This is a genomic window from Lysinibacillus sp. 54212, assembly GCF_036662795.1.
Lineage (GTDB): Bacteria > Bacillota > Bacilli > Bacillales_A > Planococcaceae > Lysinibacillus_B.
Genome location: NZ_JBAFWZ010000008.1, coordinates 129462 through 150600, shown reverse-complemented (window position 1 = coordinate 150600; position 21139 = coordinate 129462). Strand labels below are relative to the sequence as shown.

Annotated in this window: 23 protein-coding genes; all 23 read left to right on the top strand. The window is 38.6% G+C overall.

Features of this window, described 5'->3' with window-relative positions; all coding sequences use genetic code 11:
- Positions 1-275 precede the first annotated feature (275 nt).
- The 23 genes from V4T18_RS07895 to flgC all read left to right on the top strand — a co-directional run bounded on the left by V4T18_RS07895 (position 276) and on the right by flgC (position 21134).
- Positions 276-611 (top strand): putative DNA-binding protein, encoded by a 336-nt coding sequence (locus tag V4T18_RS07895; protein ID WP_332648464.1) that lies wholly within the window; start codon positions 276-278, stop codon positions 609-611.
- Positions 612-624: 13 nt separating this feature from the next.
- Positions 625-1983: a signal recognition particle protein gene (ffh, locus tag V4T18_RS07890; RefSeq protein ID WP_332648454.1), complete on the top strand. Its 1359-nt coding sequence runs from the start codon at positions 625-627 to the stop codon at positions 1981-1983.
- A gap of 93 nt (positions 1984-2076) precedes the next feature.
- Entirely contained in the window at positions 2077-2349 is a 273-nt protein-coding gene (rpsP, locus tag V4T18_RS07885; RefSeq protein ID WP_332648453.1) for a 30S ribosomal protein S16, read from the top strand.
- Between the two features lie 15 nt (positions 2350-2364).
- Positions 2365-2598, top strand: coding sequence for a KH domain-containing protein (locus V4T18_RS07880; RefSeq protein ID WP_332648452.1), 234 nt, complete (start codon positions 2365-2367; stop codon positions 2596-2598).
- Between the two features lie 91 nt (positions 2599-2689).
- The gene (gene rimM / locus V4T18_RS07875; RefSeq protein WP_332648450.1) at positions 2690-3208 is read left to right on the top strand and encodes a ribosome maturation factor RimM; all 519 of its coding nucleotides are present in this window, start codon (positions 2690-2692) and stop codon (positions 3206-3208) included.
- Positions 3208-3939, top strand: coding sequence for a tRNA (guanosine(37)-N1)-methyltransferase TrmD (trmD, locus tag V4T18_RS07870; RefSeq protein WP_332648448.1), 732 nt, complete (start codon positions 3208-3210; stop codon positions 3937-3939). The genes rimM and trmD overlap by 1 nt, the downstream gene beginning before the upstream one ends.
- A 127-nt stretch (positions 3940-4066) precedes the next feature.
- Positions 4067-4411 carry a 50S ribosomal protein L19 gene (gene rplS, locus V4T18_RS07865; RefSeq protein ID WP_332648446.1) on the top strand — a complete coding sequence of 115 codons (345 nt, stop codon included), beginning with the start codon at positions 4067-4069 and terminating at the stop codon, positions 4409-4411.
- Between the two features lie 168 nt (positions 4412-4579).
- Positions 4580-5131, top strand: a complete 552-nt coding sequence (gene lepB, locus V4T18_RS07860) for a signal peptidase I (RefSeq protein ID WP_332648445.1) — start codon at positions 4580-4582, stop codon at positions 5129-5131.
- Between the two features lie 69 nt (positions 5132-5200).
- Positions 5201-6076 carry a ribosome biogenesis GTPase YlqF gene (ylqF, locus tag V4T18_RS07855; RefSeq protein ID WP_332648444.1) on the top strand — a complete coding sequence of 292 codons (876 nt, stop codon included), beginning with the start codon at positions 5201-5203 and terminating at the stop codon, positions 6074-6076.
- Positions 6077-6175: 99 nt separating this feature from the next.
- Positions 6176-6949, top strand: a complete 774-nt coding sequence (locus V4T18_RS07850; RefSeq protein ID WP_332648443.1) for a ribonuclease HII — start codon at positions 6176-6178, stop codon at positions 6947-6949.
- A gap of 6 nt (positions 6950-6955) precedes the next feature.
- Positions 6956-8851 (top strand): hypothetical protein, encoded by a 1896-nt coding sequence (locus V4T18_RS07845; RefSeq protein ID WP_332648442.1) that lies wholly within the window; start codon positions 6956-6958, stop codon positions 8849-8851.
- Positions 8848-9141: an EscU/YscU/HrcU family type III secretion system export apparatus switch protein gene (locus V4T18_RS07840; protein WP_332648441.1), complete on the top strand. Its 294-nt coding sequence runs from the start codon at positions 8848-8850 to the stop codon at positions 9139-9141. The genes V4T18_RS07845 and V4T18_RS07840 overlap by 4 nt, the downstream gene beginning before the upstream one ends.
- A 178-nt stretch (positions 9142-9319) precedes the next feature.
- A complete protein-coding gene (gene sucC, locus V4T18_RS07835) occupies positions 9320-10480 on the top strand; it encodes an ADP-forming succinate--CoA ligase subunit beta (RefSeq protein ID WP_332648439.1) in 1161 nt (386 codons plus the stop codon).
- A gap of 17 nt (positions 10481-10497) precedes the next feature.
- On the top strand, positions 10498-11400 hold the full coding sequence (gene sucD, locus V4T18_RS07830) for a succinate--CoA ligase subunit alpha (protein ID WP_332648438.1): 903 nt from the start codon (positions 10498-10500) through the stop codon (positions 11398-11400).
- 113 nt (positions 11401-11513) lie between these two features.
- A complete protein-coding gene (dprA, locus tag V4T18_RS07825; protein WP_332648437.1) occupies positions 11514-12410 on the top strand; it encodes a DNA-processing protein DprA in 897 nt (298 codons plus the stop codon).
- 135 nt (positions 12411-12545) lie between these two features.
- A complete protein-coding gene (gene topA, locus V4T18_RS07820; protein WP_332648436.1) occupies positions 12546-14630 on the top strand; it encodes a type I DNA topoisomerase in 2085 nt (694 codons plus the stop codon).
- A 12-nt stretch (positions 14631-14642) separates the two neighbouring features.
- Positions 14643-15956 (top strand): FADH(2)-oxidizing methylenetetrahydrofolate--tRNA-(uracil(54)-C(5))-methyltransferase TrmFO, encoded by a 1314-nt coding sequence (trmFO, locus tag V4T18_RS07815; RefSeq protein ID WP_332648434.1) that lies wholly within the window; start codon positions 14643-14645, stop codon positions 15954-15956.
- A 275-nt stretch (positions 15957-16231) separates the two neighbouring features.
- Complete coding sequence (xerC, locus tag V4T18_RS07810) at positions 16232-17131, top strand: tyrosine recombinase XerC (protein WP_332648433.1); 900 nt, start codon at positions 16232-16234, stop codon at positions 17129-17131.
- Between the two features lie 15 nt (positions 17132-17146).
- Positions 17147-17689 (top strand): ATP-dependent protease subunit HslV, encoded by a 543-nt coding sequence (gene hslV / locus V4T18_RS07805; RefSeq protein ID WP_332648431.1) that lies wholly within the window; start codon positions 17147-17149, stop codon positions 17687-17689.
- Positions 17689-19077: an ATP-dependent protease ATPase subunit HslU gene (gene hslU / locus V4T18_RS07800; RefSeq protein ID WP_332648429.1), complete on the top strand. Its 1389-nt coding sequence runs from the start codon at positions 17689-17691 to the stop codon at positions 19075-19077. Before hslV ends, hslU begins: the two co-directional genes overlap by 1 nt.
- Before the next feature lie 85 nt (positions 19078-19162).
- On the top strand, positions 19163-19942 hold the full coding sequence (gene codY, locus V4T18_RS07795) for a GTP-sensing pleiotropic transcriptional regulator CodY (protein WP_332648428.1): 780 nt from the start codon (positions 19163-19165) through the stop codon (positions 19940-19942).
- 332 nt (positions 19943-20274) lie between these two features.
- On the top strand, positions 20275-20667 hold the full coding sequence (gene flgB, locus V4T18_RS07790; RefSeq protein ID WP_332648427.1) for a flagellar basal body rod protein FlgB: 393 nt from the start codon (positions 20275-20277) through the stop codon (positions 20665-20667).
- Positions 20668-20669: 2 nt separating this feature from the next.
- Entirely contained in the window at positions 20670-21134 is a 465-nt protein-coding gene (gene flgC, locus V4T18_RS07785) for a flagellar basal body rod protein FlgC (protein ID WP_332648426.1), read from the top strand.
- Positions 21135-21139: the final 5 nt, after the last annotated feature.

Here is a 21139-nt window from a genome sequence, read left to right as displayed (position 1 = left end):
AAACACCATTTTTCTCGTTGAGAAAAATGGTGTTTTCGGGTTTTGTCCCAGCCTCATTATGTACTATAATAGGAAGCTATGATAAAGAAGGGTAGATTCTAAATTTCAATAGAGTATCTGGTAATCGAAACACGAATTATGAAATTGATTTGAGTAGCGATTTTTTATGTCATATAGGCTAGTGTAAAACACCCTCTGGACAAGGAGATTACCTTGACAGTAGCTAATGAAAAGCTATATGATACAGTAGACTAAATATGAATGGAGAGATATCGATGCTACTTGAAAAAACAACACGCATGAACTTTCTCTTCGACTTTTATCAAGCATTATTAACTGAAAAGCAGCGTAGCTATATGGAGCTATATTATTTAGATGATCACTCGCTTGGAGAGATTGCTGAATCGTATGAGATATCGCGTCAGGCTGTTTATGACAATATTCGTCGTACGGAAGCGATGCTTGAAGAATATGAAGATAAATTACGTTTATTAGAAAAATTTCAGCAACGTCAAGTGATTTTAGCGCAATTGACAGAGGCAATTAAAGATGATTCTGCACAGACAGAAGCACGACTAGCATTAATTGAAATGCTGAAAGAGTCGGATTAGGAGGCGAACGAAAATGGCATTTGAGGGATTGGCGGAACGACTCCAAGGAACAATCCAAAAGATTAAAGGAAAAGGGAAGGTTACAGAGGCCGACGTTAAGGAAATGATGCGAGAGGTACGCTTCGCATTAATTGAGGCCGATGTAAACTTAAAAGTAGTAAAGGATTTCGTAAAAAAAGTTAGTGAGCGTGCTGTTGGTTCGGATGTTATGAAAAGTTTAACACCAGGACAGCAAGTAATTAAAATCGTTCAAGATGAGCTAACTAATTTAATGGGTGGCGAGCAAAGTCCGATTAAATTCAATAACCGCCCACCGACTGTTATTATGATGGTCGGTCTACAAGGTGCTGGTAAAACGACAACAACTGGTAAACTAGCGAATGTATTACGAAAAAAGTACAATAAAAAGCCTTTATTAGTAGCTGCTGACGTATATCGTCCAGCCGCTGTGCAACAGCTACAAACAATAGGGAAACAATTATCTATTCCAGTCTTTGCTTTAGGTACAGATATTTCACCAGTTGAAATTGCGCGTCAGGCACTAGAGCATGCAAAAGAAGAACACCATGATGTAGTTATTATTGATACGGCAGGTCGTCTTCATATTGATGAAACGTTAATGCAGGAGCTAAAAGATATTCGAGCATTAAAAGAACCAGATGAAGTGTTCCTTGTTGTTGACGCGATGACAGGTCAAGATGCAGTAAACGTAGCTCAAAGCTTTAATGAAGCTGTCGGTATTACGGGGGTCGTCTTAACAAAGCTTGATGGTGATACACGTGGTGGTGCAGCGTTATCGATCCGTGCTGTAACAGAAAAGCCAATCAAATTTGTTGGTATGGGTGAAAAAATGGATGCATTAGAGACATTCCACCCAGAACGTATGGCTTCCCGTATTTTAGGGATGGGCGACGTTCTATCGTTAATTGAAAAAGCACAAGCTCAAGTTGACATGGATAAAGCAAAAGAGTTAGAAGAAAAATTCATGACACAAAGCTTTACATTTGACGACTTTATCGAACAAATACAAGCTCTGAAAAAAATGGGGCCATTAGACGATCTGCTAAAAATGATTCCTGGTGTAAGTAAAATGAAGGGCATGGATAATATAAAAGTTGATGAGAAGCAGATGGGGCGTATTGAGGCAATCATCTATTCCATGACACCAGCTGAAAAAACAAATCCAGAAATTATGAATGCTAGCCGTAAAAAGCGTATTGCACAAGGTTCTGGAACATCTATTCAAGAGGTTAATCGCCTATTGAAGCAGTTTGAAGATATGAAAAAAATGATGAAGCAAATGACAGGTATGACGCAAGGTAAGGGCAAGAAAAAGATGAAATTACCTGGCTTTGATTCTCTTTTTAAATAAAATATTAACTTGTAAAGAAAAAACACTTTACAAACAACCAAGACATTGCTAATATAATATCTTGTGTGAAACTTATTCGGAGGTGCTAATAAAATGGCAGTTAAAATTCGCTTAAAACGTATGGGAGCTAAAAAGTCTCCTTTCTATCGTATCGTAGTTGCTGATGCTCGTTCACCACGTGACGGTCGTCAAATCGAAACAGTAGGTACTTACAACCCACTTACAGTTCCAGCTACAGTAAACATCGATGAAGAGAAAGCTCTTAAATGGTTAGCTGATGGTGCAAAACCATCTGATACTGTACGTAACCTGTTCTCAGAACAAGGTATCATGGAGAAATTCCATAACCAAAAATTCAGTAAATAATCGGAGGTATCGCTCATGAGGCAGCTGATTGAAACAATCGTGAAACCATTAGTCGATTATCCAGAGGACGTTCGTATTGAGACGGACGAAAACGCTAGTCGAGTTGTTTATAAGCTTTTTGTTCATCCAGAGGATCGAGGGAAAGTCATAGGCAAACAAGGACGTGTCGCAAAGGCGATTCGTACAATTGTTTATTCAGCAGCAAGCGGGTACCATAAGAAAAAGACTTACGTCGATATATTGGATTAAAAGAAAGGATATTCTGTAAGAATATCCGCACAATAAAAAGAGGAGGAGGCAAAAATGCTTTCTTCTCTTTTTCTATACAAGAGGTGATATGATGGAATGGTTTAACGTAGGTCGTATTGTAAATACGCATGGTATTAGAGGGGAAGTGCGTGTAATATCGACGACTGATTTTGAAGACGCACGTTTTGTCCCTGGTAGCAAGCTAGCTGTTTTTAAAAAGGAAGAAAAACGTCCAATTTGGGTTACTGTTGAAAGTGTACGTCGCCATAAAAACTTTATTTTATTGACGTTTGAAGGGTTGAATAATATTAATTTAGTGGAGCCTTTTAAAGAAGGGTTGTTAAAAGTTACGATGGATCAATTAGCAGATGATGAGCTAGAGGAACATGAGTACTATCACTTTGAAATTAAAGATTGTGAAGTGTATTCAGAAGAAGGCGAGCTAATCGGTGTTGTTACGGATATTTTACAAACAGGTGCAAATGATGTGTGGGAGATTAAGGCTAAGGGCGGTAAAAAGCATTATATTCCTTACATTGAAGATATCGTGAAAGAAATTGATGTCGAAGAAAAGAAAATTATTATTCATGTGATGGAAGGCTTATTATAATGAAGATTCATGTATTAAGTTTATTTCCAGAAATGTTTCAAGGGGTATTTGGAGCATCTATTTTAAAAAAGGCGCAGGAAAAAGGAGCAGTCGAGCTTGCTGTATCCGATATTCGTGAATTTAGCGACAATAAGCATAAACAAGTAGATGATTATCCGTATGGTGGAGGCGCTGGTATGGTGTTAAAGCCAGAGCCTATGTTTAATGCTGTAGAAAAGATTACAGAGGGACGTACACCACGTGTTATATTAATGTGTCCACAAGGAGAGCGCTTCACGCAAAGAAAGGCTGAGGAGCTCGCTCAGGAGGAAGATGTAGTATTCCTATGTGGGCATTATGAAGGGTATGACGAGCGTATTCGTACGCATCTTGTAACTGATGAAATATCAATTGGGGATTTTGTGTTAACTGGTGGTGAATTGCCTGCGATGACGGTTATTGACGCCATCGTTCGACTGCTACCAGGTGTCTTAGGGCAAGCTGATTCACATATCCAGGATTCGTTTTCAACGGGATTACTTGAACACCCCCATTATACGCGTCCAGCTGATTTTCGTGGCATGAAAGTACCAGAAGTACTCACGAGCGGCAATCATGCAAAAATCGAAGAATGGCGCATGGAACAATCATTAAAGCGTACAATTGAAAGACGACCGGACTTACTCGATGCACTAGAATTAACACCAAAGCAGCTAAAAATATTAGAAAAGCTACAAAATGAAGAATTGTAAGTAATACTACTTGACGCTTTTATTTTAAGTATGATATTATACAGTTTGTGCAAAATGCACTGAATTACGGTGTTCCGCTGTGGCCAAACATGAGCGTGCATGAGCATCTGTCTAAGGAGAGAAAATTATGTCAAACATTATTACAGAAATCACTAAAGAACAACTACGTTCTGATTTACCAGCGTTCCGTCCTGGTGACACTGTAAAAGTACACGTTAAAGTTGTAGAGGGTACTCGTGAGCGTATCCAGTTATTCGAAGGCGTAGTAATCAAACGTCGCGGTGGCGGCATTAGCGAAACTTTCACTGTTCGTAAAATTTCTTACGGTGTAGGTGTTGAGCGTACATTCCCTGTACACACACCAAAAATCGCTAAATTAGAAGTTACTCGTCGCGGTAAAGTACGTCGCGCTAAACTTTACTACCTACGTAACCTACGTGGTAAAGCTGCACGTATTAAAGAAATCCGATAATAAAATTTTTAAAGACTGGGGCTTGTGTTTGCAAGCTCCTTTTCTTTTGAATAAAACGAAGAACAATAGTACCCAAAAAGCTATAAATACCCGCAACGACGGATTATTTTTTTGCTTAGAATACATATTTCGTTTACAATATAGAGGATAGACAAGGGGGACATGACCGTGGAAAAAACTCAGAAAGAAAAAAATGAACTTTGGGAATGGATTAAAGCCCTTCTAATCGCTTTTGCTATTGCTGCGTTCATTCGTTATTTTTTATTTACACCGATTGTAGTAGATGGTGATTCCATGATGCCAACCCTTGAAGATGGCGATCGTATGATTGTAAACAAAATTGGTGGACTTGACCGATTCGATATTGTCGTATTCCATGCTCCAGAAGAGAAGGATTATATTAAGCGCGTTATTGGTTTACCGGGAGATCATGTTGAATACAAAGATGATCAGCTTTATATTAACGGCGAACCGATTGCTGAGCCTTATTTAGATCCATACAAAGCACAGCTAACAGAAGGCAATTTAACGGGCGACTTTACATTACAGGATATTGAGCCGAAAATAGATGTTATTCCAGAGGGGCATGTGTTTGTGATGGGAGATAATCGTCGTTTCAGTAAAGACAGTCGTCATATCGGAATTGTAAACCAAGATGAAATAATCGGTCGAACAAATATCATTTTTTGGCCAATCAATGAAATTAAAATTGTAAAATAACATGCTAGAGGGGATTTGGACAATCTCCTCTTTTCATTTGAATTAGTAAAGTAAGAAAGGAAGTACTGTATGACAATTCAATGGTTCCCAGGACATATGGCAAAGGCTCGTCGTGAAGTATCGGAAAAATTAAAACTAGTAGATATTATTTTTGAATTAGTGGATGCACGTTTGCCACTGTCATCAAGAAATCCGATGATTGATCAAGTGATTAATCAAAAACCGCGCCTATTAATATTAAATAAGCAAGATATGGCAGATGAAACAGAAACTCGTAAATGGATCGCCTATTTTGAGGAGCGTGGACATAAGGCAGTCGCTATTAACTCTCTAGAAGGAAAAGGATTGCAAACGGTCACAAAAGCTGCTCAAGATATCTTAGCAGAGAAATGGGCGCGAATGAAGGCAAAGGGCATGAAGCCACGAGCAATCCGCGCAATGATTGTAGGAATCCCGAATGTTGGAAAATCGACTTTAATCAATCGTTTAGCAAAGAAAAATATCGCGAAAACAGGGAATATGCCAGGTGTTACTAAAGCACAGCAATGGATAAAAGTTGGAAAAGAGTTAGAGTTGCTTGATACACCAGGAATCCTATGGCCGAAATTTGAGGATCAAGAGGTTGGCTATAAGCTAGCGTTAACGGGCGCGATAAAAGACACAATTACGAATATGGAGGACCTAGCTGTATATGGCTTACGGTTTTTAGCGCTACATTATCCTTCGCGAATGGAGGAGCGATATGGATTATCATTTGTTCATGAAGATTTAGTCCAAACGTTCGATCATATAGGAAAGCTACGAAGAGTATTCGGTGCTGGGGGCGAAGTGGACTATGATCAAGTGTCTGAGTTAATTGTACGAGACATACGTTCACAGTATTTAGGGAAATTAACATTTGACTTTGTTGATGAGGCGCTGGAAAAAGACAATACAGCACAATAATTTAGATGAAGGCTTTTCACTCTTGTGAAAGGCTTTTTTACTTTATAATTTAAGGAAATATAACCGATATAAATAATAGAACAATTTAGGAGTCTAGTAATGAGAACAATAAAGGAAATTACAGCTTCATTAAAAGCTGCTGAAAATATTGAACCGTGGATGGAAGAAATTAAACAGGATGAACGAACTGCTGTTCAAAAGGCATGGGTGCAATTTCAAAAACGACTAGAGAAAAAAAGAGAGATACTAGAGGAGCATAGAAAAAAAATGGCGTTTGATGCGTCATTTTTACCGCATATAGAAGCTTTGGTTGCTGGAGTAGACGAGGCAGGTCGAGGTCCGCTAGCGGGTCCTGTTGTAACGGCCGCTGTGATTCTTCCGAATTATTGTGAGGCGTTACTTGGAATAAATGACTCTAAGCAACTATCTAAAGAAATGCGCCAAGGCTATGTAGAGCAGATTAAAGAGCAAGCGGTCGCCTATGCGATACATTTTCAGCCTCCAGAAGTGATTGATACGATTAATATATATGAGGCAACAAAGCAATCAATGGTAGAGAGTATTACAAGCTTACAAATAGAGCCGGATGTTGTAATAGCAGATGCTATGTCACTACCTATTGCACTACCTCAGCATTCAATTATTAAAGGGGATGCGAAAAGTTTAGCCATTGCAGCTGCATCCATATTAGCTAAAACTGCTCGGGATGAATACATGGAAATGCTTCACGACCAATATCCGCAGTACGGATTCCACCAGCATGCTGGATATGGTACTAAACAACACTTAGAGGCGCTCAAGCAATTTGGTCCAACTGTTCACCATAGAAAAAGCTTTGAGCCAATAAAGACGATGATCCATCAGAAAGGGTGAAAGGAATTGGCGTTTACTTCATTTAATCCAACGCAAATACAAACGCAAAATGTGCAAATGAATCAGCCCCTTACGTTACGAGAAGGACAAGTTTTTCATGGAACGATAAAACAGCTTTATCCTGATCAGATGGCAGAAATCCAAGTAGGAAATCATAAGTTAGTAGCGAAGCTTGAAGCACCGTTAAAAGTAGGAGATGCTCATTTTTTCCAAGTTACGAATACGGGGGCTCAAACAGAGCTTAAAGTGGCTTCTAGTCCTATGGGGCAAGCAATGACACCTGCACAACAGATGACACAGCTATTAGAATCTATGAATTTACCAAAGTCTACTGAAATGCAGCAAGTACTGGGCCATTTTATGAAGGAGCAAATTCCGATTACACGCGAACAGCTTATTAGGGCAGAGCAATGGTTAAAGAACTTGCCCCAAGACGTGCCTAAGCAAGTAGCATTAGCTGCAATGCAAAGAATGGTAGAATTAAAAATGCCCTTTACAAATGAAGTATTTCAGGCACTTGTACAAGGGTCGAAAACAGACGGGTTAAGTACAACTCTACAAAATTTTATGAATCAGCTTGCTAATACCACAACGATAAATTCGGAGCTTAAAACAAATTTAATGCAACAATTATCAACGATTGCAAAGCCACTAAACGCGGAAATTGGCGGGTTGTTGCTCTCGCGTTCGATGCAGGTACTAATGGATTCAAATGCAGCGGTATCAGACAAATTACAAGCATTAAATGTATTAAAGGAGTCTGGAATACTGCCCAAAACAGCGACGCTACAAAACTGGCAAACCCAGCAGAAAATTGCGGGGAACAATCCAACGGGCAATCAAGCTCAAGGGGGGCAGCTTATCCAGCAAATTGTCGGAACAAAGCCTGATCAAACGCTAGGGCTAATTCAAAACGTCAAGGATTGGATAAGCAATGAAAGTCTGCTCACAAACAACCAAAAAATGCAACTGCAGCAACTAGTGGATCGTTTTGCACAGCTACCCCAAAGTAAACAAACGATTGACGTGTTTGCAAAACAAATGCAAGAAAGGCTAATACAAGCGTTTTCAGATAATACACCAAGCCGAATATTTACACAAAATGAAAACCAATTAACATCGAAAGACCAGCTACTATCCTTACTAAAATCAGATTCAACGTTGCAGCAAAACGATGCATTATTAAGAGCGCTTGTCAAAGTAAGTACAGAATCTACTCAACCTTCTATAAGAGCCACTGTGGTACAGGTTGAGGCTCAGGTCCAATCTGCGGTGGATAGTAAAGCAATGGAGCAGGCAGTTAAAACGGTTTTAAAGGGGTTAGGAATAAGTTACGAGGCGGCACTTTCAAATAAGGCAGGCGATGTACAAGCATTAGCTGGGCAACTTAAGCCACAACTATTGTCATTATTACAAGATATTCAGGTTCCAACTGCTCTTCGTGAGTCTGCAGAAATGCTAATGGCGAGAATGAACGGCATGCAAATATTGTCAGGCGATAACGGACATCATCACCAATTAGTTATGCAAGTTCCACTCGAATTTTTCGGCAAAAGAATGGACGCTACACTACAATGGAGTGGCCGAATGAAGGAAGATGGAAAAATAGATGCAAACTATGCACGAGTACTGTTTTACTTGAATATGGAGTCCCTCAATGAAACTGTAATCGATATGGGAGTTCAAAATCGTATTGTAACAATTAATGTATTTAATGATCAACCAAACTTAAATGGATTAGCAGAATCGTTAAAACTATCATTAAAGCAAGGGTTAGCAGATAAGGACTATCAATTGTCAGGAGTCTTTATAAAGCCGTTTGAGCGAGAGAAGTTAGAAAAAGTCACACAAAATTCAAAAGAGGATACCCAAGAGCATAGTGGGGTGGATATTCGCGTATGAGCGAGAAGAAATATGTACGAAAAGAAGCAATTGCGTTATCATATAATCCTTCAAACGCTACCGGTCCAAAGGTTACTGCAAAGGGGAAGGGGAAAATTGCCGAAAATATTTTGGAGCAGGCAACTCTTCATGACGTACCAATACATGAGGACCCAAATCTTGTTCAATTGTTGGGACAGCTAGACTTGAACGAATCTATCCCTGAGGAATTATATCAGGCAGTAGCAGAGGTTTTTGCTTTTATTTACCATCTAGACCGCAAACATGAACAATTAAGACAGAGCCTTTAGCGTGTTAGTCGATTTATGACTAGCACGTTTTTTTTATATATTTCGCTCTAAATAGAATATATATGTCTAATTAACTGAATTTTGTGCATAAAAGACGAATATAGACAATGTCTGAATGTTTGTATAAAATAGATTATAGCAATAAAATATTTTTCAATGTTTGATGGGAGGATACAAAATGAATATCCATGAATATCAAGGGAAAGAAATCTTGAGAAAATATGGGGTAGCAGTTCCGAATGGTCGAGTTGCTTTTTCTCCAGATGAAGCAGTTAAGGTCGCAAAAGAGCTAGGTAGCAATGTAACAGTTGTGAAAGCTCAAATCCACGCAGGTGGTCGCGGTAAAGCGGGTGGCGTAAAAATTGCTAAAAACCTTGATGAAGTACGCTCTTATGCAAAGGAGTTACTAGGGAAAATTTTAGTGACACACCAGACTGGCCCAGAAGGTAAAGAGGTAAAGCGTCTTTACATTGAGGAAGGCTCAGATATTCGCAAAGAGTATTATTTAAGTTTCGTTTTAGACCGTGCAACTTCACGCGTAACTTTAATGGGTTCTGAAGAAGGCGGTATGGATATAGAAGAAGTAGCTGAAGAGACGCCGGAAAAAATCTTTAAGGAAGTTATTGACCCTGTAGTTGGCTTACAACCTTTCCAAGCACGTCGTATAGCGTTTAATATGAATATTCCAGCGAAACTAATTAACAAAGCGGCAAAACTTATGCTTGGTCTTTACGATGCGTTTATTGACAAAGATGCGTCAATTGTTGAGATTAATCCACTTGTTGTGACAGGGAATGATGAAGTTGTTGCACTAGATGCAAAGTTCAATTTTGATAGTAATGCATTATATCGCCATAAGGATATCTTAGAGCTTCGTGACTTTGATGAAGAAGATCCAAAAGAAATTGAAGCGTCAAAATACGATTTAAGCTATATTTCTTTAGATGGTAACATCGGCTGCATGGTCAATGGTGCAGGGCTAGCAATGGCTACGATGGATACGATTAGCTACTATGGTGGAAGCCCGGCAAACTTTTTAGATGTTGGCGGCGGTGCGACTGCTGAAAAGGTAACAGAAGCATTTAAAATTATACTATCTGATCCGAATGTAAAAGGCATTTTCGTCAATATTTTCGGTGGTATCATGAAATGTGACATTATTGCTGAAGGTGTTATTACAGCAGCAAAGCAAGTCGGTCTTGCGGTACCGTTAGTTGTACGTCTTGAAGGTACAAATGTAGAACGTGGAAAACAATTATTAAATGAGTCTGGCTTGAACATTGTCGCTGCTGATTCAATGGCTGACGGTGCTCAAAAAATCGTAGGGCTTGTAAGCTAAGGAAGGCAGGGAGAATCATGGGTGTTTATATTAACAAAGACACAAAAGTAATCGTTCAAGGGATTACAGGTGAAACGGCACTTTTCCATACAAAGCAAATGCTTGAATATGGTACGAAAATTGTGGCAGGTGTAACACCAGGTAAAGGCGGTCTTGAAATAGAAGGTGTACCAGTATTCAATACTGTACAAGAAGCAGTGGATGCAACTGGTGCTAATGTATCCGTCATTTACGTACCGGCTCCATTTGCAGCTGACGCAATTATGGAAGCTGTGGATGCAGAATTAGACTTAACAATTTGTATTACGGAACATATTCCAGTTCTTGATATGGTAAAAGTGAAACGCTATATGGAAGGGAAACAGACTCGATTAGTCGGTCCTAACTGTCCAGGTGTCATTACTGCTGATGAATGTAAAATTGGTATTATGCCAGGCTATATCCATACGAAAGGTCATGTCGGAGTTGTTTCACGATCAGGTACTTTAACGTATGAGGCAGTACATCAATTATCTCAAGCTGGAATCGGTCAAACAACTGCAGTAGGTATTGGTGGAGATCCTGTGAATGGAACAAACTTCATTGATGTACTAGAAGCGTTTAACGAGGACCCGGACACTTATGCAGTAGTGATGATTGGAGAAATCGGTGGTACAGCGGAAGAAGAAGCTGCTGAATGGATACAAGAGAATATGACAAAACCTGTAGTTGGCTTTATTGGTGGTCAAACAGCTCCTCCAGGAAAACGTATGGGACATGCAGGCGCCATCATATCTGGTGGTAAAGGGACGGCTACTGAAAAAATTAAAGCAATGAACGCTGCGGGTATTGAAGTGGCACCAACTCCTTCGGTGATTGGCGAGACATTAATAAAAGTAATTAAAGAAAAAGGTCTATACGAAAAATGTAAGACACATTAAAATGGAGATGTAGCGTAATCTTACGCTACATCTTTTATTGTGCGGTCATTTTATTTAGCTTCAGATGAAATTCATCTTAATAAATTTCTTCTATTATAATAAGGAGTGATAAAATGACAAATAACATTTTTTTAAAAAGCTTACTTACACTTCATCATGTGTATCCACTAACATTAAACAAACTTCGACAATTATTACAAAATATCGACACATTTGAGCAGCTTGAAACAACTCCTGTTTCATATTTAGCGCAGTTGCTGAATATCGATGAAAAGAAAGCGTTTTCAGTACGAGAGAATTATATGCAAGCATTAAACCGAAATATCGAGCAAGAATATGATAAATGTAATATCCTTGCGATTCCTTTCAATAGTAAAAATTACCCAGAAAAATTATTGCAATTAGTTGATCCACCGGCAGTATTATATGCGAAAGGGGATATTTCTTTATTACACTATGATAAAAAAATAGCTTGCATTGGTTCGAGAAAGGCCACGGTCTATTCTTCGCAGGCATTGCACGAGATTATTCCTCCACTTACTGAAAATCAATATGTAATTGTTAGCGGATTAGCAAAAGGTGCAGATAGTTTAGCGCATCGAGCGGCTATTCACTATGGAGGTAAAACAATTGCTGTTTTAGGTCATGGATTTAATTATATATATCCTAAGTGCAACGAAGACTTAGCTCGTTATATGGCAAAGAAACAACTATTACTAACAGAATATCCACCGCATACAGGGCCTCAAAAATGGCATTTCCCAATGCGTAATCGCATCATAAGTGGTTTAAGTGATGCATTAGTCGTAACAGAGGCTGCCGTTAAAAGTGGGACACTAATAACGACAGAGCATGCACTGGAGCATGGAAAGGATGTATTTGTTGTACCAGGACCAATTACATCTAACGAGTCTACAGGTACAAATAAATTGTTACGAGAGGGGGCTATTCCAATTTGGAATGGACAACAAATCATCGACGAAATGCAAATGTTTCAAATTAAAAATTGAAAAAAAGTTGCAATCTGTTTAAATCTGTTATACATTTTGCATCAGGTATTGCTTTGAAATTTATGCGAATAAAGCACAATTACAGTACTTGCATAAAAATATAAGATTAACCTCTCTAAGGGGGAAAGATAAAAAATGGCAGATTATTTAGTAATAGTAGAATCACCTGCAAAGGCGAAAACAATTGAACGCTACTTAGGTAAAAAATATAAGGTCAAAGCATCGATCGGGCATGTACGTGATTTACCACGTAGTCAAATGGGGATCGATACAGAAAATAATTATGAGCCTAAGTATATTACAATTCGCGGAAAAGGACCTGTGCTTCAGGATTTAAAGTCGGCAGCAAAAAAAGCAAAGAAAATTTATCTCGCGGCCGATCCAGATCGCGAAGGAGAAGCCATTGCTTGGCATTTAGCAAATGCGCTAAATATTGATATTCATTCAGATTGTCGAGTTGTGTTTAATGAAATTACGAAAGACGCAATTTTAGATTCATTCAAATCTCCACGAGCTATTAATATGGATTTAGTAGATGCGCAACAAGCTCGTCGTATTCTAGACCGCCTTGTAGGCTACAATATTAGCCCTATTTTGTGGAAAAAGGTAAAAAAGGGCCTATCAGCTGGGCGAGTTCAATCTGTAGCGCTACGCCTTATTATTGACCGTGAAAATGAAATTAAAAACTTTATACCAGAAGAGTACTGGTCCATCGAAGGTGTTTTTGAAAAAGGGAAAAAGCAATTTGACTCCCTTTTTTATGGAACGGGTGAGGAAAAGATTAAGCTGACAAATGAAGAACAAGTGAAGGCAATCTTAAAGCAAATAAAAGGTGATTCGTTTCAGGTAGCGAATGTTGTAAAGAAAGAACGTAAGCGAAATGCAGCACCGGCCTTTACTACTTCTTCATTACAGCAAGAGGCGGCTCGTAAGCTTAATTTCCGTGCGAAAAAAACGATGATGCTTGCTCAACAGCTGTATGAAGGTATCGATATCGGGAAAAAAGAAGGCACAGTCGGGTTAATTACGTATATGCGTACGGATTCAACACGTATTTCTGATACAGCAAAAACGGAAGTGTTAAGCTATATCGAGGGGAAATACGGAAAAGAGTATCTTGTTAATGAAGTAAAGCAAGTGAAGAAAGCAGCCAATGCACAGGATGCCCATGAAGCAATTCGTCCTACAAGCGCAATGCGTACACCTGAAGAATTAAAGGCTGTGCTAAGTCGGGATCAGCTACGTTTATACCGCCTAATATGGGATCGTTTTATCGCTAGCCAAATGGCGCCAGCTGTACTAGATACTGTGACTGTGGATTTAGTGAATGAAGGTGTTCAATTCCGTGCTAACGGGTCACAGGTTAAATTCCCTGGTTTTATGAAACTGTATATCGAAGGAACAGATGACCAAAAGGAGGAAACGACTAAACTACTTCCAGAAATGTCTGTTGGCGATACAGTAAAATCAATAAACATTGAGCCGAAACAGCACTTTACACAACCACCTCCACGCTATTCTGAGGCACGTTTAGTGAAAGCGTTAGAGGAACTAGGTATTGGTCGACCATCCACCTATGCACCTACATTAGATACGATTCAAAAGCGTGGCTATGTCCAGCTCGATGCAAAACGATTTGTACCTACTGAGCTAGGGGAAATCGTTCATCAAGCAACGCTAGAGTTCTTCCCTGAAATTATAAATATTGAATTTACGGCGAAGATGGAACAAGATTTGGATGGTATTGAAGAGGGAATTACAAAGTGGGTACAAGTCATCGATGCGTTTTATAAAGATTTTGAGCCACGCGTAAAACACGCAGATGAAGTAATGGAAAAAATTGAAATTAAGGATGAGCCAGCTGGTGAAGATTGTGAAAAATGTGGCGCACCTATGGTTTATAAACTTGGACGATACGGGAAATTTATGGCATGCTCCAATTTCCCAGATTGTCGAAATACTAAGGCGATTATGAAGCTTATTGATGTGAAATGTCCATCATGTGAGTCGGGCGAGATTGTTGAACGTAAAAGTAAAACAAAGCGTTTATTCTATGGCTGCAATCAATATCCAGAATGTGATTTTGTTTCTTGGGATAAGCCTATTTCTAGACCTTGCCCGAAATGTAGTGCATTATTAGTAGAGAAGAAATTGAAAAAAGGTGTTCAAATCCAATGTACAAATAGTGATTGTGATTATGAGGAAACACCTTCAGAATAAAGAGGTAGTAATATGACACAAACAATAGTAAATGTAATTGGTGCCGGTTTGGCGGGAAGTGAAGCAGCTTGGCAAATTGCTAAGCGCGGTGTGAAGGTGCGATTGTACGAAATGCGTCCGGTAAAACAAACGCCAGCTCACCATACGGATAAATTTGCTGAGCTAGTATGTTCAAATTCACTTCGTGCGAACACGTTAACGAATGCTGTAGGCGTAATCAAAGAGGAAATGCGCTTACTGGATTCTGTAATTATGAAGGCGGCAGATAACTGTTCTGTACCAGCAGGTGGTGCTCTAGCAGTAGACCGTCATGAATTTGCAGGTTATGTAACAGAAGCGGTAAAAAATCACCCACTCGTAGAAGTTATTCATGAAGAAGTAACAGAAATTCCAGAAGGTATTACAGTTATTGCTACGGGTCCACTAACATCAAAAGCATTAGCTGAAAAAATACAAGGACTCACTGGTGAAGAGTATTTATATTTCTATGATGCAGCGGCACCAATTATCGAAAAAGATAGTATAAACATGGACAAAGTATACTTAAAGTCTCGATATGACAAAGGGGAAGCGGCATACTTAAACTGTCCGATGAACAAAGAAGAGTTCGATCGTTTCCGTGAAGCGCTTCTTACAGCAGAAGTTGTGCCTTTAAAAGAATTTGAGAAAGAAATATACTTTGAAGGCTGTATGCCGATTGAAGTCATGGCAGCGCGAGGGGAAAAAACGATGCTATTTGGACCGATGAAGCCAGTTGGTCTTGAAGATCCGAAAACTGATAAACGTCCTTATGCAGTTGTACAACTTCGTCAAGACGATGCAGCAGGTACTCTTTATAACATAGTAGGCTTTCAAACACATTTGAAATGGGGGCCACAAAAAGAGGTTTTACAGTTAATCCCTGGTCTTGAAAATGTCGAAATTGTCCGTTATGGTGTAATGCACCGCAACACATTTATTAATTCTCCGAAAGTATTAAATAAGACGTATCAATTACGTTCAAACCCAACTATTTTCTTCGCTGGTCAGATGACAGGTGTAGAAGGCTATGTAGAGTCAGCTGGTAGTGGGTTAATTGCGGGGATTAATGCTGCTCGATTAGCAAAGGGTGAAGAGCTATTATACTTCCCTGTAGAAACGGCATTAGGAAGTATGGCGCGATATATTACAGAAGCAGAGTCGAAAAATTTCCAACCGATGAATGTTAACTTCGGTCTATTCCCGGATCTAGGTGAACGAATTAAATCAAAGGCAGAGCGTGCAGAACGACATGCAAATCGTGCTTTAGAAACAATTCGAAATTTTATGAATTCACAAACAATTTAATTGCGAAAGGCCTCTAAAAGTTGATATACTTTTAGAGGCTTTTATTATTATATTTGAATTTTGGTGGTAATTGGATTTATATAGTTATATTTGTGAACGGAAGGGTAAAATTTTTAGTATTTCCTCATATTTTGCTTGCTATATTTCCTATATAGGTATAGTGTCAGTATGTATGTTTTTTAAACTTCGAATTAATAACAAACGATTCGTAAAGTATAGCTCTTCTTGTGCTACCAAAACCATAAGACAACATAATGTTTTGGAGGTAGATGCTTATGAATGCTAGTCCAAAGGAAGCCCTAGAACACTTTATCCGTTACGTACAATTAGAAAAAAATTTTTCGCTACATACTGTACGTGAGTATAAGGCAGATATTAATCAGTTTTTAATATTCCTAAATAATGAAGGTGTCGTTAGCTTACATGAAGTAGAATATATTCATGCAAGGCTGTATGTTACTATGCTTTATGATGAAGGGATGGCCAGAACCTCCATCTCGAGAAAAATATCATCAATTCGATCGTTTTTTCGCTTTTTAAATAAGGAATTTGATTTGGATGACGCACCTTTTCGTTCGCTTTATCACCCGAAAAAAGAGGAAAGACTTCCAAACTTTTTTTATGAGGAGGAGCTTAAGCAGCTCTTTGAAGTAAATGTAGGTGAAGATACAAAATCAGTTCGTAATTTGGCGATACTAGAGTTACTATACGCAACGGGAATGCGTGTAAGTGAATGTACGTCCATTGAATTACAGGATATTGATTTTTATTATTCAATTATTCGTGTAATGGGAAAGGGAAGAAAAGAAAGAATAATTCCTTTTGGACAATACGCACATCAAGCGCTCACGAAATATATTAATGAAGCACGGCCGAAACTGATGAAAGAGAAAGACCATCAACGTCTATTTGTTAATATGCGAGGTGGCGAACTTACAGCACGTGGTGTGCGTCATATATTAAGTGAAATGATTAATAAGGCTACACTACATTCGAAAATATATCCGCATATGCTTAGGCATACGTTTGCAACACATTTATTAAATAATGGCGCGGATTTACGTACTGTACAGGAGCTCTTAGGTCATGCGCATTTGGCGTCAACTCAAGTGTATACACATGTAACGAAGGAACATCTCCGTAACACATATATGAATGCTCATCCGAGAGCTTAAGTTAGGAGGAAGTATATGGGACAAATACATGCAACAACGATTTTTGCTATTCATCATAAGGGTGGATGTGCTATGGCTGGTGATGGACAGGTCACATTAGGCAATGCAGTGGTCATGAAGCATACGGCAAGAAAGGTCAGACGTCTGTTTAATGGGAAGGTGTTAGCAGGTTTTGCTGGCTCAGTAGCTGATGCTTTTACGTTATTTGAAATGTTTGAATCGAAGCTAAACGAATTCAATGGGAATTTGCAACGTGCTGCTGTTGAAGTAGCGAAGCAATGGAGAGGCGATAAAATGCTACGGCAGCTTGAGGCGATGCTCCTTGTTATGGACCAAACCACATTATTGCTAGTATCAGGTACTGGAGAAGTGATAGAACCTGATGATGGTATTTTAGCAATTGGCTCAGGTGGGAATTATGCTTTATCAGCAGGGAGAGCATTGAAAATGCATGCGGGAGATCATTTGACAGCAAAGGAAATCGCTGAAGCTGCTCTAAAAACAGCAGCGGATATTTGTGTATTTACAAACCATAACATTATCGTGGAGGCGCTATAATGAGTGAAGGAAACTTAACGCCAAGACAAATAACGGAGCATCTAAATCGTCATATTGTAGGGCAAGCAGAAGCAAAGCGTTCGGTGGCTATCGCATTACGCAATCGCTATCGTCGTTCGTTATTAAGTGAAGATATGAAAGCAGAAATAATACCGAAAAATATTCTGATGATTGGACCGACTGGTGTAGGAAAAACAGAAATTGCCCGTCGTATCGCTAAATTAACCAATGCGCCTTTTATTAAAGTAGAGGCAACAAAATTTACTGAAGTCGGATATGTAGGTCGTGATGTAGAATCGATGGTCCGTGATCTAGTCGAAGCTTCTCGCCGATTAGTAAAAGAAGAGATGATGGAAGCAGTACAACAGCAAGCTGAATCGTTAGCAAATGAAGCTCTCGTAAAATTGCTAGTGCCATCTAAATTTAAAGCGAAAATGCCTCAAAACCCATTTGGTATGTTGTTTGGTCAGCAGGGGCAAACAACTGAACAGGAATCACCAGCGGAAGAAGCTGAGATTCGTTCGAGACGAGCGCAAATTGCAGAGGATTTAAAAGCAGGTAAATTAGAAGCGCAGTGGGTTACGATAGAAGTGACTGAAAGGGCGCCATCCTTAATGGACGCGATGCCAGGTATGGACATGGGAGCAAGTGGAATGCAGGATATGCTAGCAAACTTGATGCCCCAAAAAACAAAAAAACGTAAATTACAAGTGAAAGATGCAAGGCGAATTTTAACGTCGGAAGAAGCAAATAAACTGATTGACTCAGATGAGCTAGCTCAAGAAGCTATATCTAGAGCTGAGCAAGCTGGAATTATTTTTATTGACGAAATCGATAAAATTGCAAGTAAAGGCTCGTCCTCTGCAGAAGTTTCGCGAGAAGGCGTACAGCGAGATATTTTACCAATTGTTGAAGGCTCTACAGTAACAACAAAACATGGTCCAGTAAAGACGGATTATATGCTATTTATCGCTGCGGGTGCTTTTCATATTTCGAAGCCAAGTGATTTAATTCCAGAATTACAGGGACGCTTCCCGATTCGAGTGGAGCTGGAGAAGCTGACGAAGGAAGACTTTGTACGTATATTAAAAGAGCCTGATCAATCGTTGATATTACAATACAAAGCATTGCTTGAAACAGAAGGCGTTACGATTAACTTTACACAAGATGCGATTGAAAGAATTGCTGAAATTGCAACAGAAGTAAATCAAGAAACAGATAATATTGGTGCAAGAAGACTGCATACGATTTTAGAACGTCTTTTAGAGGAGTTGTCGTTTGAGGCTTCAGAAATTGCGCCAGCTCATATTGAAGTAACTGAGGGATATGTCGATAAAAAACTCGGAGATATTGTTAAAAATAAAGATTTGTCACAATTTATCTTATAGTGAAGGGTAAATTGTTTAAATCAAATGTAAAAACCTTTAGAATATTAAGTAAATTAAATAATTTACTGTAGGAGGAAATATTAAAATGAACTTATTAGCAAAAACAAGAAAAATTAACGCAATGCTACAGGCATCAGCGGGTAAACCTGTAAATTTTAAAGAAATGGCCGATACACTAGGCGATATTATAGATATCAATGTTTTTATTGTAAGTCGTAAAGGGAAGCTATTAGGATTGTCAATTCACCAACAAATCGAAAACGAGCGTATAAAAAAAATGTTTGAGGAACGCCAATTCCCGGAAGAATATACACAAAAATTATTTAACATTACAGAAACTTCTCCAAATATCGACATCAACAGCGACTATACTGTTTTCCCTATTGAGAATAAAGATTTATTCGCATCAGGCTTAACAACAATCGTACCAATTATCGGTGGTGGCGAGCGTTTAGGTACTTTAATTTTAGCGCGTATTAATAAGCAATTTGAAGATGATGATCTTATTTTAGCTGAGTATGGTGCAACGGTTGTAGGTATGGAAATTTTACGTGAGAAATCAGAAGAGATTGAAGAAGAAGCTCGTTCGAAAGCTGTAGTACAAATGGCGATTAATTCTTTATCTTATTCAGAGCTTGAAGCAATTGAGCATATTTTTGAAGAGCTAGATGGTCATGAAGGTTTATTAGTTGCTTCGAAAATTGCGGATCGTGTAGGAATTACTCGTTCAGTAATCGTAAACGCATTACGTAAACTTGAATCTGCAGGTGTAATAGAATCTCGTTCACTAGGGATGAAGGGAACTTATATAAAAGTACTAAATGATAAGTTTTTAGCAGCTTTAGCCGAAATTAAAATGAAATAATCAAATGGAAGAAAGAGACCCAATTATTTTGGGTCTTTTTTTATTGGCGAAAGTGTCGTAAGGTTAAGGGAAAGAATAACAATTTATTCAGACTTTATTAATAATACTTTTGACTATAAATACCACTAATTTCTTGTAAATCCATTTGTTTTCGACAATTAGCCACTTTAAATTGTTTTAAAAGGAGAATTTGCGAAAAAATTACCGAAAAAATAGTCCGTATATACTATCGAAATGTGACAAAAGACGATAGACACTAGGAATTATCTTAATTACAATTGAATTAATCGGTGGAGAATCTGTAATAATATACATAAAATGAGGTGAAGAGTTTGAACTTATTCGGTGGAACTATAAGTAGCCTGGAAAAAGGACTTTCCTATGCAACACTAAAAAATAAAACAATCGCACAAAATATTGCGAATGTGGATACGCCAAATTATAAGGCGCAGGATGTTAGTTTTAAGCAAATGTTACTAGATGCAAAGCGAACGTCAATTGTGGCGAATCGTACAGATGGAAGACATTTTGATTTTTCGATTAACCAATCAACACCGGGTGTTTATAGCTATGAAAACTTCAGAGCTCGACATAACGGTAATGGGGTAAATATGGATGCCGAGCAAGCGAGCTTAGCGGAAAACCAAATTTACTATAATGCGTTAATTGATCGTATGACTGGTAAATTAAGTTCGTTAAATAACGTAATCAAAGGAGGTAAATAAGCATGACTATTTTTCATAGTATGAATACAACCGCCTCAGCCTTAACCACACAACGATTAAGAATGGATGTAATTTCTTCCAACATTGCAAACGTTGATACAACACGAGCAAAACAAGTCAATGGTGAATGGGAGCCCTATCGTCGCAAATCTGTGACGTTAACTCCACAAGAAGGTAAATTTTCGAGCTTTTTAAATGTGGCAATGGGCAAGTCTACGAAAGAAGCGGTCGGAAATGGAGTTAAAGTGTCGAAAATTAACGAAGATACAGAGACACCATTCAAATTGATTTACGATCCAACACACCCAGATGCGAATGAGGATGGCTATGTACAAGCTTCAAATGTTGATTTATTAAAGGAAATGGTGGATTTAATTTCGGCAACTCGTTCATACGAAGCGAATGTTACTGTTTTTAATGCAAACAAATCAATGCTTACAAAAGCGCTAGAAATTGGTAAAGGATAATCATA

Bases quoted from the DNA above. Each gene is read 5' to 3' on its own strand.
- V4T18_RS07895 (WP_332648464.1), top strand. From the start codon at position 276: ATGCTACTTGAAAAAACAACACGCATGAACTTTCTCTTCGACTTTTAT.
- ffh (WP_332648454.1), top strand. From the start codon at position 625: ATGGCATTTGAGGGATTGGCGGAACGACTCCAAGGAACAATCCAAAAG.
- rpsP (WP_332648453.1), top strand. From the start codon at position 2,077: ATGGCAGTTAAAATTCGCTTAAAACGTATGGGAGCTAAAAAGTCTCCT.
- V4T18_RS07880 (WP_332648452.1), top strand. From the start codon at position 2,365: ATGAGGCAGCTGATTGAAACAATCGTGAAACCATTAGTCGATTATCCA.
- rimM (WP_332648450.1), top strand. From the start codon at position 2,690: ATGGAATGGTTTAACGTAGGTCGTATTGTAAATACGCATGGTATTAGA.
- trmD (WP_332648448.1), top strand. From the start codon at position 3,208: ATGAAGATTCATGTATTAAGTTTATTTCCAGAAATGTTTCAAGGGGTA.
- rplS (WP_332648446.1), top strand. From the start codon at position 4,067: ATGTCAAACATTATTACAGAAATCACTAAAGAACAACTACGTTCTGAT.
- ylqF (WP_332648444.1), top strand. From the start codon at position 5,201: ATGACAATTCAATGGTTCCCAGGACATATGGCAAAGGCTCGTCGTGAA.
- V4T18_RS07850 (WP_332648443.1), top strand. From the start codon at position 6,176: ATGAGAACAATAAAGGAAATTACAGCTTCATTAAAAGCTGCTGAAAAT.
- V4T18_RS07840 (WP_332648441.1), top strand. From the start codon at position 8,848: ATGAGCGAGAAGAAATATGTACGAAAAGAAGCAATTGCGTTATCATAT.
- sucC (WP_332648439.1), top strand. From the start codon at position 9,320: ATGAATATCCATGAATATCAAGGGAAAGAAATCTTGAGAAAATATGGG.
- sucD (WP_332648438.1), top strand. From the start codon at position 10,498: ATGGGTGTTTATATTAACAAAGACACAAAAGTAATCGTTCAAGGGATT.
- dprA (WP_332648437.1), top strand. From the start codon at position 11,514: ATGACAAATAACATTTTTTTAAAAAGCTTACTTACACTTCATCATGTG.
- topA (WP_332648436.1), top strand. From the start codon at position 12,546: ATGGCAGATTATTTAGTAATAGTAGAATCACCTGCAAAGGCGAAAACA.
- trmFO (WP_332648434.1), top strand. From the start codon at position 14,643: ATGACACAAACAATAGTAAATGTAATTGGTGCCGGTTTGGCGGGAAGT.
- xerC (WP_332648433.1), top strand. From the start codon at position 16,232: ATGAATGCTAGTCCAAAGGAAGCCCTAGAACACTTTATCCGTTACGTA.
- hslV (WP_332648431.1), top strand. From the start codon at position 17,147: ATGGGACAAATACATGCAACAACGATTTTTGCTATTCATCATAAGGGT.
- hslU (WP_332648429.1), top strand. From the start codon at position 17,689: ATGAGTGAAGGAAACTTAACGCCAAGACAAATAACGGAGCATCTAAAT.
- codY (WP_332648428.1), top strand. From the start codon at position 19,163: ATGAACTTATTAGCAAAAACAAGAAAAATTAACGCAATGCTACAGGCA.
- flgC (WP_332648426.1), top strand. From the start codon at position 20,670: ATGACTATTTTTCATAGTATGAATACAACCGCCTCAGCCTTAACCACA.